The organism is Clostridium sp. CMCC3677 (genome assembly GCF_023845585.1).
In the GTDB taxonomy this organism is placed as follows: domain Bacteria; phylum Bacillota; class Clostridia; order Clostridiales; family Clostridiaceae; genus Clostridium; species Clostridium aquiflavi.
In genome coordinates, this window is the sequence record NZ_JAMQHS010000003.1 from 246478 (window position 1) to 259512 (window position 13035).

Here is a 13035-nt window from a genome sequence, read left to right on the forward strand (position 1 = left end):
CTCCTAATCTTGTCCCAATATTTCTTTTTTTATTGCTTCCATGCCTATATCAAATCCAACAATTACTTTGCCATTAGGTTTTTCTATAGTAGCATTACCTGGTTCCATAAAATCATCTGTTAATATAAAGATTTCATCTTTTATTGAATAAGATATTTTCCACCTATTAACTTGTGACTTAAGTTCTTCAACATGAATAGAATTACATTTTATTATTAAATTCTCTTCACCTTTGGATAACTCAATAGCCTCTTCAACTAATAAGTTCATTGAATCTTCATAACTTAATTCTTTTCTTAAGATGTTTTTAGCAATCTCTAAAGATAATTTTATAATATCAGACTTCTTCTCTTCTAAATATTCAGCATAATTCTCATTAGCAGATTTTAGAACTTCTTCTGCTTTATCAATAATTTCTTTAGATTTAGCTTTGGCTAAATCTATATTTTCATCATAAGCTTTTTTATATCCGTCATCATAACCATTTTTTAGCCCTTCTTCATATCCCTTTTCATAAGCTTCTTTTTCCAAATTTTGAGCTTGCATGGTTCCTCTTAAAATGATTCCCTGTTTTTCATTGTTGGCATCTTGTATTATTCTTTTTCCTATTTCTTCATACTTTTCAATTAAAGCATCTACTTCTTCTTTTGAATAAAATTTTTCTTGAACTTCTTCTTCAATATTTTCTTCAAACTCTGTTTTCTTTTTCTTAGATATATATTCAGTAGAAATTTTCTTTTTTTCTGCATCCAAAGCACAGTTCTTTTTTATAATACTATACGATGATTGCATCTTCTCCACCTCTTGAAATTATTATTTCATTTGATTCGTCTAATCTTCTAATTATAGAAACAATCTTTTGTTGTGCCTTTTCAACATCCATAAGTCTTACAGGTCCTAAGAATTCCATATCTTCCTTTAAAGAAGCAGCAGCTCTCTTAGATTGATTTCTATAAATTGCATTTGCAACATCTTCTGAACAGCCTTTAAGTGCAAGTGATAAATCACTAACTTCAACTTCTCTAAGAATTCTTTGAATAGATACATCATCAAGAGTAATAATATCTTCAAATACGAACATAGAACTCTTAATCTTATCTGCAAGTTCTGCATCTTCTCTTTCAAGACCCTCTGTAATATTCTTTTCAGTTGTTCTATCAACTTGATTTAAAATGTCAACTAATGTTTGAACTCCACCTAAGCTTGTCATCTCTGTCTTTACTACAGAAGACAACTTACTTTCAAGTACTGCCTCTATCTCTTTTATAACCATTGGAGATGTATTACTCATAGTTGCAATTCTAAATGCAACCTCTGCTTGAGTTTCTTCTGAAAGTTCTGCCATAACTTGAGCTGCTTTATCAGCTTGTAAATAGCATAAAATTAAAGCTATAGTTTGAGGATGTTCATAAGTTATTGCATTTAAAAGCTGATGAGCATCAGCTTTTCTAGCAATAGCAAATGGTCTGTATTGTGATGTAGCTTCTGAAACTTTTTCTAAGATTTCATTTGCTCTTTGTGCACCTAAAGCTTTTGATAATAAAACTTTAGCATAATCCATTCCGCCCTCAATTATATAATCTCTTGCTTTATTTATTTCTAAAAATTCATCTAAAATTTCTTCTCTTTGTTCTGATGTAACAGAAGTTATATTAGCAATTTCATATGATATCTTTTGAATCTCTTGCTCAGGTAATTTTTTCAATATTCCTGATGAAGCTTCCGGTCCAAGCGTTATAAAAAGTATTGCTGCTTTTTGAACTCCTGTTAATTTTTTAGGTTCTTTACTCACAGACTATCACCTCTCATCCTCTGCAAGCCAAGCTTTGATAATTTCAACCACTTGCTCTGGCTTATCTGTGGCATATTTTTTAATTTCATTTTCCATATGAGTTTTTTCATTTTTAGTCTCAAATTCTATTGGTTCAAATAATTCTGATTCTTTTTCATCCCCAACTACTACATCTAACAATTGAGTTTCATCATCATACTCATCTTTAGCATTTTTTCTTCTCTTTTTAACTAAAATAACTATTATTATAATTAAAGCTAATAATGCTATAGCACCCATAATTATATATTTTTGCATTTCCTTTTGTTTAGCTTCTGCATTAAATGCATCTGTTTGGTTTTGAGCGTCTTCTTTTAGACTTGGATCAAAATTCATACCTAATACAGAAATTTGATCTCCTCTAACAGAATTAAATCCAATTGCATTAGATACTGCATTTTCAATAGCCTGTTGCGTTGCTGCGTCTAAATTTCCATCAACCACAACTGAAGCTGTCATTCTCTTAACTTCACCTGGCGCACTAATAACCTTAGTTTCAGTTTTTCCAATTTCATAGTTATTTTTTTGTTCTTCTCTTGTTGAATTAGAATTTGTATTATTGTTATTATCTGTAGTGTTACTTATATTATTATCAACGGGACTCTCGCTAATGTTCCCATCAGTACCATTATTATTAACTTCTTTAATTGTTTGTTGACTTACAACTACTTTATTAGGATCAAGAACTGTTTGTGTTTGTTGCTTAGAATCAAAATCTAAGTCTACATTAATAGTAGCCTTAACCTTGTCTTTACCTATAACAGGTTCTAGTAAGCTTACTATTTCCTTTTGTAATTTACTTTCATAATTTTTTTCTAAAGAATATTGCTTATCTAACGATTCTGAGCTCATCATCTCATTTTCATCATCATTTAAATTAGCTGTAAGTAAATTCATCTTATCATCTATGACTTCAATATTTTCTTTAGGAATATTTTCTGTACTACCTGAAACAAGTGCAACTATTGATTTCACTTGATCTTTAGTAATTTCGCTTCCTGTCTTTAACTCTAAGTATACAGCAGCCTTTCCTGGCGTACTTTCCTTAACAAAAACTGAGTCTGTAGATGGTGTTATATGAACTCTTGCACTTTGTACTTGAGAAAAACTTTTTATTGTTTTTTCAAGTTCTCCCTCTTGCATTCTTAACTTTTTAACTTTAAACTCCTCGTCCGTCATTCCAAAAGAACTTCCACTATCCATTAATTCATATCCACTACTTCCTGATTTCAATTCAGGAGCTAGTTCTAACCTTAATTGATCTACCTTATCATTAGGTACTAAAATAGTATCCCCTTGTATTTTGGTTGTAACTTTTTGTTCATTTAGCTTAGCGAGTATAGTCTGTGCATCTTTGGGATCAAGATTTGAAAACAAAATTTGGTACTTATTTGATGATGTGTAAATTACTGTACTTGCAATAGCAAGAATTACAGCAACACAGGATACAAAAATAGCAATTTTTATTTTCTTGCTTTGAGTTTTAAACTTTTCCCACAGCCCTTTGACTTTTTCTAAAAGTTTATTCATTTATCGTAGCACTCCTCACTTCAGTTACAATTGCATTTTTATTAATTCTTTATATGATTCCACTAAATTATCTCTAGTTTTAACTAAGAATTGTAATGCCAAGCTTGCCTCTTCTCCTTTTATCATAACTTCATCTATATTTACATCATCACCTTTAACAAAAGCATTGGTGTAATTATCAGCTTGTACTTGTTTTGTATTTACATCACTTATACAATTTTTCAATGTTTCACCAAAGCTCACATTGTTTTCTTTATTAGATGTAACTTCTTGTCCATTTTTATTATTTAAAACATCAAATTTATTGTTAAATAACACTTGTTTTTGGTCAAACCCATTAATAATCTTCATTCTTATTTACTCCTTATTTACCAATTTCTAAAGCTTTTGAAAACATTCCTTTAAGTGCATTTAATGTTTCTACATTGGCTTCATATGATCTTGTAGATACCATCATATCCGCCATTTCATTTAGCACATTAACATTAGGCATAGTTACATATCCTGTTGCATCCGCATCAGGATGAGTAGGGTTATAAACCTTTCTAAGTGGTGATTTATCCTCTACGATTTTCACTGGTTTAATTCCTGCCATTTTTCTATTTTCATCAAGTGCTTCTTGAAAAACTGCTATTTTTCTAACATAAGGACCACTACCATCTGCACTTCTTGTGGTACTTGAATTAGTCATGTTAGATGTTATTGTATCCATTCTTAATCTTTCTGCTGAAATACCTGTGGCACTTATTTGCATAGATGTAAATGCATTCATAAATTATCCCTCCTTTACTTTATAACAGTTTTTAAACTATTAAATTTCCCATTTAATTTAGTAATCAAAGCATTGTATTTTAATGTATTAGCAGCTTGATTAACTTTTTCAAGTTCTAAATCTACATTGTTATCATCAGTTCTCATACTAGTATTTTCTTCTCTTACGACTTCTATATCGCCATTTAAATCATTATTTCCTCTTAAATGTCTAGAATTTGTAATTTTCAATGATAAATCCTTTGTATCTGAACTATTTTTTAAGTTTTCTTCAAAAATTACATTGAATTTCTTATATCCTTTTGTGTTTATATTTGCCATATTATTAGCTATAGCTTTTGACCTTGCATTAGATGCTTTAAGTCCATCTTTGATCAAATTATATGTATCATATGATTTAATTGAATTTATAGGCATGTGTTTCCCCCCATAATAATTTCTTTAATAATTTCTTTAATAATTTAAATAGTTATATTTTACCCAATAATAATACATTTTTTATCTATTTAATATAATTATAAAATAATAACTATATTTATGCTACATCTTTTTTTACTTTTAATCCAAATTATTACAAATATTGCAATATTTTATTCTAAATATTTTGCATTTCCATAAATCCATATTCTATTATACTATATATAAAATTGTTTTTAACTACTTTTTTTGAAAACAATTAAATATTTTATAAAAATTTCATATTTCAGTATATTTTATTGAGAAAACTATAACTTTTTCACCTTTTCTGTCATATTCATTTTTATTTAATATAAGACATGTATTTCATATTTTTTATCTAGTGTTTAATTTTAATTAATTAATCTAATCCAAAATAAAAAACCACCCCTAAAGAGTAGTTACATAATGAAATTAATTATATATAAAAAAACATATTAATTAAATTAATTGCTTTTACATAGAATTAATTAAAACAAAAAGTATATTATACCCTTCGGCAACTGGCTGGCATAGATTGCTCCTTAGCCCCTATAGCTTTGCGTCACTAACTTTAATTAGTTTTGCCTATTCAATTGTATTACATATTACAACTATATTATAACCTATTTTCCATGATTTTTCAAAATAAAACAAAATTTTTTTAAAAATTTTTTAATAAAATTTCCAACAATATATTTTGCTTTTTAATTATATAAATAAAAACGCCTTACTTAATATAAAAATCAATATAAAATCAAATTTATTATTAAGTAAAGCATATAAATATAATATTTATTTATCTAATATTTTTTAAAACATTCAATGCATCTTGTGGGAAATTATTACTTTGAGCAATTAAAGAAATAGATGATTGTATTAATATTTGACTTTCTGAAAACTTAAGCATCTCAAATGCAATATCCGCATCTGCAATATTACTTTGAGATTTTTCTAATGACATACTATTTTCAGATATAGCATCTCCCGTCCCCTCAAGTCTTAATTGTATTGCTCCGTACTTGCTCCTAGCACTAGATACAGATTGTATAGCTGTATCTATTATATCTAAAGAATTACCTATATTATCTTTATTTGTTACATCTAAAAGTTTTTTACCAGTATCATCTTTGAATCCTAACCCTTCAGCTGTAAGATTAAACTTAGGTAGAACTGTAAGTTCATCTTGTAAACTTCCTATCATAGAAGTTACTGCTCCATCTTTAATAGTAGCCTTATCTTCATTTATAAGTTTAACACCATTAAACTCTGTATTTTTAGCCATATAATCTAAATGATTTGTCAACTGATCAATTTCCTTTTGAATTACTTCTCTGTCTTTAGAAGTTAATGTTCCGCCTCCTGCTTGAACTGTTAACTCTTTAACTCTGCATAAACTGTCATTCATTTCTTGCATAGCACCATCAAAAGTTTGAATCATAGAGTTAGTATCTTCAATATTCCTTTTTGCTGCTGCATTACTTAAAACTTGTATCTTAAGCATTTGGCTTTGAGTTATCTTATTAGGATTATCCTTAGCTGAATTAAGCTTAAGACCAGAACTTATATTGTTAACAGCAGAAGAATTATTTGTAAGTTGCTTTTTATAGTTATTATATATATTTGCAGAAAACATATTATGACTTAATCTCATTTAATCACCACCATTTTTTATTTTAACAATATTTAGTTATCGGTTTTTATCATAAAAACTTTATGTTTTAAATTTACATTTGCATCTATCTGGAAATATTTACACCCCAGGGGTGATTTATAAAAAACAGATAAGATTTTTATTTTTATCTCATCTGCCATTTATATTTAAACCTCAAACTTTTTTTATCCCAAAGACCTTGTTCAAAACATTTGTAATTCGTTCAGCACCTCTACCATCAACAATACATGTACTCTTTTTACTCATTTTCCTTCTTTTATTAATATTCTTATTTAATTCTAAAATTGCATTACACAAAACTTCTTTGTTAAGTTCATCATACCACCCTAAATATTCTATAGCACCTTTACTTTGTAGATTTATAGCAACTTCCTTTTGATTATCTGCAAGTACTATTCCTATTATTGGAACTCCACACGCTGCAAATTCATATAATGTACTTCCACATGCAGAAATAGCTATATCACATTTTTTCATCAACTTAACCATATTAGCATTAAAATATAAATTTACATTTTTCGTTTTTTCACTTAATATTATTAATTCTTTAATATTGTCTTCTTCAAAAGATGGACCTATTACAACATGAAATCTAAATTCTAACTCTTGTATATAATTACATATAATATTCGTAAGTCCTTCAGAATCTGATCCCCCTACAGTTATCATAATATCCGCTATTTGTGGATTAATAACCTTTTTTTGAATGTTTCTAAATTCTTCTCTTAACATAGTATATTCAGTTCCTAAAAATAATTTTGTATTTTTATTTACCTTATAGAAACATTTTTCTGCTCCAATATTTTGATTAATTATAAAATTTACATTAAAGTAATACAAATTCATATCATCTATATATCCAGTAACTTTAAAAAATTTCTTAGTAATATTAAAGTACTCCTCATTCACATCATAACTATCTGTGATTAAGCAATCTGCATTAACTTTGCATAATTCTTCAACAAAAATACCTTCTTTTATAGTTACTACATTAAATCCTTCAGATTTAATCTTGTCTATACCAGGTTTGTACTTATTAGATGTTAGATAATCTATTCTACATACATAAAAAATATCATTGGTTTTTGCTAATTCTTTAGCTAAAACTAATGTTCTCATTATATGTCCCATCCCTATTTGAGAACCACCATCCGCTCTTATTGCTATTTTCACTTAATCACCTGACTCCACATATCCCCATTTTAAAGGTGTCCCTTTTTCAAAATCTCCATTACATCTTTTTCCTATTACATCCTTGATGTACTTAGGATGTAATCCAAATCCTGGTCTTATAGATTTAACATTTTCTTCTGTAAACTTTTCTCCTGCTTTAATATCCTTTACTATAAATAATGATCTACTGAATTCTCTATTCTTCAAAGCTTTATCAGATAATGTATAATTTACTTTTCCTAATGCCTTTTCTATATCTCTTATCGATGATACCATTTGTGCAAATTCATCTATATTTAGTGAGAATGTAGAGTCCGGTCCTCCCATTTTTCTATCTATTATAAAATGCTTTTCAATCACTTTTGCACCTAGAGCGACTGCTCCAGTAGGAACAGTTATACCTAAAGTATGATCTGACAATCCGCATAAAACATCAAATGTCTCTGCCATATTAGGTATAGTTTTTAAATTCATTTCTTCTAATTTAGATGGATACGCACTAGTACATTTAAGTAAAATTACTTGGTCATTTCCAACTTTTCTACATACATCTACTGCATCTTGTATTTCTTGAATAGTTGCTATTCCAGTTGATATTATAACCGGCTTTCCTTTTTTAGCTATATATTCAATTAATGGTATATCCGTAATTTCAAATGATGCAATTTTATATGCTGGAACATTTAATTCTTCTAAAAAATCAACAGCTGATTTATCAAAAGGTGAAGAAAAACATATAATTTCTTCTTCATCTGCAACCTCCATTAATTCTTTATGCCACTCCCATGGAGTATATGCTTCTTTATAAAGCTTATGTAGAGTAGTTCCATCCCATATAGTTCCTTGTTTAATTTGAAAATATTCATTGTCACAATCAAGAGTTATTGTATCAGCAGTATATGTTTGCAATTTAACTGCGTCTGCACCAGCTTTTTTAGCTTCTCTGATCATTTTTTTTGCAACTTCAATGTCTTGATTATGATTTGCAGAAATTTCTGCTATTATAAATGTACTAGAATAATTAGAAATAATTTTATTATCTATTATTATTTGTTTCAATTTTATCACCACTTTCTAACAAATAAACATATTTAAGATATATTTCTACGGTAGTTTTACAATAGCCTCTCCATCTAAAATAACCATTTGTTTTTGATTAGTTATTTTAGTGCTAAGTTTGGCTATTTTTTCATCATTTTTTATTTCTATAATAGTAGCTGTAGCTGTAATTGTATCCCCTATATAAACTGGTCTTTTAAATGTTAATTTTTGACTTAAGTATATTGTTCCTGGCCCTGGTAAATACATACCTAAAATAGTTGATATAAAAGAGCTTATCAACATTCCGTGAGCTATTCTATCTTTAAATATAGATTCTTTTGCTTTTTCCTTATCTATATGAATAGGATTAAAATCTCCACATATACCGGCAAAATTATAAACATCATACTCTGTAATAGTCTTTGAAACTGATTTACTTTGATTTATATAATAGTTCATTTTTTCTCCTTTTTTATTCTATTAATATTTCTTTATAATTATAATTTTCTTTTATTTCATCCCACTTTTCTTTAATAATACTCATACATACTATATTATAAAACTCTTCATTTTTAAATATGTGCTCTTTAAATATGCCTTCTATTATACTTCCAAATTTTTCATGAATTGCTATAACCTTTTTATTAGATTCAAATACTTCACAACATAATTTATTTAACTTTAAAGTGTTAAATACATAATTATATATATTACATTCTAAATTTGTTGCAATACCTTTTCCCCTAAACGATGTGTCTGCAATATAATAAGCCCATGCACACCTTTTATTAATATAGTCTATTTCATTTATGCTTAATAATCCAATATCTGTATTATCAAATACTATAATCCAATATAATTCATTTGCAGATTTTTGTATTTTGTTAAACCAAAGTTTCTGTTTTTCCAAATCCAAAACAGGATCAGTATACATGTATTTAGTTACTTCTGGCAACATCCTCCATTTCATTATGTTCTTTAAATCACTTTCATTTACCCGTCTTAACTTTAACGACATATTATTCACCTAATTTCTTTTGTTCTATCTCCGCATTTATTTGGGCTATATCATAATTTTTTTCTAAAAAATCAACTGCATCCTCTAATAAAAAATACCCTTTTTCTTTGAATAACACTTCATATATAGCTTTTATAACTTGAAAATCTTCTTCAGTATCTAATGTAACTCGATATCTTGAATAATCTTTTAAATTTTTATAAGATAATATTCTAAAATTATTATTCAAATCGTATAAATATGGTGTTACATGCTCTCTTTCATAATCTTTTACTGTATTATTGAATGCCATCTTTAATGCATAAAAAGAAAAAATTTCTATATCATAACCCCTAGGATAAGTTTTATCTATTGTATTATTCATATAATCAAAATTATTAACTTTACTTAAAAATACATTGATCATATCTTCTAATATTTTATAATCTAAACAAGGACAATCACTTGTTACTCTTATAACTATATCAGCATTGTTTTCTTTGGCGGCAAAATAATATCTAGAAAGAACATCATTTTCTGAGCCTCTAAAACATTTAACTCCAAGTCTATTAGCTTCATATAAAATTCTATCATCTTGAGATTCTACAGTTGTCGCAATAACTATCTCATCAATATTAGGTACTAGTTTTAACCTATTCACATCATGCTCAAGTACTGTCTTCCCACATATTTCTTTAAGAACCTTGCCTGGTAATCTTGTAGAACCAACTCTAGCTTGCACTATACATACTACTTTCACTTAAACTCCCTACCTTAACTTATTTAATTATTTAACTATAAAACCTAACAATTCCACTTCTTTTCTTAATTGCTCTATACTAAGCCATTTATTATTATTTGATGAGTTATATTCAAATCCATCTTCTATTTTTTTGCCACCTGCAGTCATAAATAGTTTTGAATTCCACCAATCAAAATTAGGGTAAATTATGTAATGTTTGTCATATTCATAAGTCATTCTAGAATCGTCACTAGTTATCATAACTTCATGAAGTTTTTCCCCTTCTCTTATTCCAACTTCTTTAATATCAATTTCCTTACACATAGCTTGCGCTAAATCTGTTATTTTAAATGACGGTATCTTAGAAATATATGTTTCTCCACCTTTCGATTCATTTAATGCCTTAAATACTAAATCTACACCTTGATCTAAAGTAATCCAAAATCTTGTCATTCTAAAATCAGTTATAGGTAAAACTCTCTCCCCTTTATCTAACAATTGATTAAAAAACGGAATCACTGACCCTCTGCTTCCTGCAACATTACCATATCTAACTACAGAAAATATAGTTCCATCTCCACCCGAATATGCATTTCCTGAAATAAACAACTTATCTGAAACAAGCTTTGTTCCACCATAAAGATTTATTGGGTTAACTGCCTTATCTGTTGATAAAGCTACACATTTCTTAACTCCTTTGTCAATACAAGCATCAACTATATTTTGCGCTCCATGAATATTAGTCTTGATAGCTTCAAATGGATTATATTCACAAGCTGGAACTTGCTTCATAGCTGCTGCATGAATAACATAGTCAACATCCTTAAATGCTCTATATAATCTATCTTTGTCTCTAACATCTCCTATAAAAAACCTTAGTTTATTCACCTTATCTGGAAATTTTGTAGTAAAATCCTTTTTCATCAAATCCTGCTTAAATTCATCTCTTGAATATATAATTATTTTTTGAGGATTATATTCAGTTAATATTCTTTCTGCAAATTTTTTACCAAATGATCCTGTTCCACCTGTTATCAATATATTTTTATTATTTATCAATTTTAACCCTCCAATTACTAGTCGTTTATAAAATTTCTTTTTTCATATTCTTTAATCCTTTTATAATAACTATCAAAAAAACTTTCTTTTATATAAAATTTTTCAGCTATAAATGCAGGTACGGTAAATCCTCCAAATCCTCTTTTAAAATCGCTAATACTTTTATCTTTTTGGGTTGGAAAATATCCTATAGTATCATTATAATCCTGTATTCCTAAATCTATATATTTTATATTTAGTGATTTTAAATATTTTATTGCTTCCCATATCATAATATGAGATATTTCAAAATCAAACTCTTTATAATTCTTTGACTTGCAACCCATGGCATAATATGCAACATCTTTATAGTAATGAAACAGTATATAACCAACTACTTCACCATTGTAAGAAGTCTCTACAAGTATTGCATGATTATTTACTATCCATCTATAAATATTTTCGAATGTGTTTTTAGGTCTTGTAACTTTTCCTGCAATGTTAAAATAATATTTCATAAACTTATGCACATCTTCATCATTTATATTCGCATAATCTATTATTTTTGAAGTTAAATATCTGTCTGCTTTGTTAATACATGATTTAAATCCTTTATTAAATCCAGAAAAAATACTTTTTTCATCTTTTAAAATAGATATTACAGAAGTTTGTCTACTAATATCTAGAAAACCATTATATTTTAAAAGATAATTGTGCTTATCAATGCTTTCAATATAAGTAACATTTTGATATGGAATGATCATTTCAATTTTTTCCACATTAATATCTAACGCTAAGTTATCTATAGTCTCTATTATGAAACTTAATGCTTTCTGTCTAGTTTTTTTATTTACTTTATCACTTATTAATGGTGCTAATAATGGACCTCCTCCATAAGCCAAATATTTTTTTTCTTTACATTCTTCAATAAAAACAACCATTACACCAACTACTTCTTTATTATCATTTAATACAAAAAAAGATTTGTTCGTAGCAGTAATATTAAAATTTGAATTAATGTTATATTCAATTACATTTGAAGTATAAGAAAAAGTTCCATTGGAATTTTTATAACAAAAATCATCCCATTTATCATATTCATCTATATTTAAAAATTTTATCTTCAACTAAACTCTCCTATTTCTTAATGTATTAAATATGCCAGTTTGATCATATGAATCATTTTTATATATTACTACGGTATAATCAAATGGCAAATAATCGCTTTTTAATACAACTTTTTTTGAATATTTATAAGCAATATTTAATATTTTTTCTGGATTGACATAATAGAATTCTTCATCTTTAAAATTTACTCTCTCTGTAAGAAAGTTAAAAGCAATTGCTTCCTTACACATATCCATAGCCTTTTCAATAGTATTATGAATTAACTCTAAATTATCTATTTCGCTAGATTTTATATTAAAAATTCCAGATTCAACTATGTAATCATATTTTTCATCAAAATCTTTGTTTAAGAAATCACAACATTCGAATTTAACATGTGAATTACCATATTTTTTTTCAGCAACATTAATAAATTCTTCTACTATATCTAAACCACAGTAATTGTAATTATTATTTTGTTCTTTTAATAATTTATTTAAGTCACCAAATCCGCATCCAATATCTAATATAGATTTTCCTTCTATAGAAAAGGAATTTATAAGATTTTCAAATCTTATAAATTGTTTTTCTTTTGTCCATAAAACCGCCTCTGGAGAATACCCATTACTCTCAAAACTTTTCTTATATTTATTTTTTAAATATACATTTCTATTTACTAATTTGTATTTATCCAC

At 27.3% G+C, this 13035-nt stretch carries 15 protein-coding genes and 1 riboswitch; all 15 genes read right to left on the reverse strand.

The genetic code is table 11. The annotated features are described in order from the left end of the window. Positions 1-3: 3 nt before the first annotated feature. The gene (locus NG901_RS04985; RefSeq protein WP_252212649.1) at positions 4-792 is read right to left on the reverse strand and encodes a FliH/SctL family protein; all 789 of its coding nucleotides are present in this window, start codon (positions 790-792) and stop codon (positions 4-6) included. Then, positions 776-1792 carry a flagellar motor switch protein FliG gene (fliG, locus tag NG901_RS04990; RefSeq protein ID WP_252212650.1) on the reverse strand — a complete coding sequence of 339 codons (1017 nt, stop codon included), beginning with the start codon at positions 1790-1792 and terminating at the stop codon, positions 776-778. The genes NG901_RS04985 and fliG overlap by 17 nt, the downstream gene beginning before the upstream one ends. A 6-nt stretch (positions 1793-1798) precedes the next feature. Beyond that, a complete protein-coding gene (gene fliF / locus NG901_RS04995; protein ID WP_252212651.1) occupies positions 1799-3361 on the reverse strand; it encodes a flagellar basal-body MS-ring/collar protein FliF in 1563 nt (520 codons plus the stop codon). Positions 3362-3385: 24 nt separating this feature from the next. Next, complete coding sequence (fliE, locus tag NG901_RS05000) at positions 3386-3712, reverse strand: flagellar hook-basal body complex protein FliE (protein ID WP_252212652.1); 327 nt, start codon at positions 3710-3712, stop codon at positions 3386-3388. 13 nt (positions 3713-3725) lie between these two features. Next, entirely contained in the window at positions 3726-4133 is a 408-nt protein-coding gene (gene flgC, locus NG901_RS05005) for a flagellar basal body rod protein FlgC (RefSeq protein ID WP_252212653.1), read from the reverse strand. Positions 4134-4147: 14 nt separating this feature from the next. Next, positions 4148-4549 carry a flagellar basal body rod protein FlgB gene (gene flgB, locus NG901_RS05010; RefSeq protein WP_252212654.1) on the reverse strand — a complete coding sequence of 134 codons (402 nt, stop codon included), beginning with the start codon at positions 4547-4549 and terminating at the stop codon, positions 4148-4150. 534 nt (positions 4550-5083) lie between these two features. Next, positions 5084-5166, reverse strand: a riboswitch (cyclic di-GMP riboswitch). Positions 5167-5366: 200 nt separating this feature from the next. After that, a complete protein-coding gene (locus NG901_RS05015; RefSeq protein WP_252212655.1) occupies positions 5367-6221 on the reverse strand; it encodes a flagellin in 855 nt (284 codons plus the stop codon). Positions 6222-6395: 174 nt separating this feature from the next. Next, on the reverse strand, positions 6396-7415 hold the full coding sequence (pseG, locus tag NG901_RS05020; protein WP_252212656.1) for a UDP-2,4-diacetamido-2,4,6-trideoxy-beta-L-altropyranose hydrolase: 1020 nt from the start codon (positions 7413-7415) through the stop codon (positions 6396-6398). Continuing rightward, positions 7416-8474: a pseudaminic acid synthase gene (gene pseI, locus NG901_RS05025; RefSeq protein ID WP_252212657.1), complete on the reverse strand. Its 1059-nt coding sequence runs from the start codon at positions 8472-8474 to the stop codon at positions 7416-7418. 45 nt (positions 8475-8519) lie between these two features. Continuing rightward, on the reverse strand, positions 8520-8915 hold the full coding sequence (locus NG901_RS05030) for a MaoC family dehydratase (RefSeq protein ID WP_252212658.1): 396 nt from the start codon (positions 8913-8915) through the stop codon (positions 8520-8522). 13 nt (positions 8916-8928) lie between these two features. Then, positions 8929-9474 (reverse strand): UDP-4-amino-4,6-dideoxy-N-acetyl-beta-L-altrosamine N-acetyltransferase, encoded by a 546-nt coding sequence (pseH, locus tag NG901_RS05035; RefSeq protein ID WP_252212659.1) that lies wholly within the window; start codon positions 9472-9474, stop codon positions 8929-8931. Position 9475: 1 nt separating this feature from the next. Then, entirely contained in the window at positions 9476-10213 is a 738-nt protein-coding gene (locus tag NG901_RS05040) for a cytidylyltransferase domain-containing protein (protein ID WP_252212660.1), read from the reverse strand. Positions 10214-10240: 27 nt separating this feature from the next. Continuing rightward, positions 10241-11254 carry a UDP-N-acetylglucosamine 4,6-dehydratase (inverting) gene (pseB, locus tag NG901_RS05045; protein WP_252212661.1) on the reverse strand — a complete coding sequence of 338 codons (1014 nt, stop codon included), beginning with the start codon at positions 11252-11254 and terminating at the stop codon, positions 10241-10243. A 17-nt stretch (positions 11255-11271) separates the two neighbouring features. Continuing rightward, a complete protein-coding gene (locus NG901_RS05050) occupies positions 11272-12360 on the reverse strand; it encodes a GNAT family N-acetyltransferase (RefSeq protein WP_252212662.1) in 1089 nt (362 codons plus the stop codon). Further along, positions 12361-13035 (reverse strand): class I SAM-dependent methyltransferase, encoded by a 675-nt coding sequence (locus NG901_RS05055; RefSeq protein ID WP_252212663.1) that lies wholly within the window; start codon positions 13033-13035, stop codon positions 12361-12363.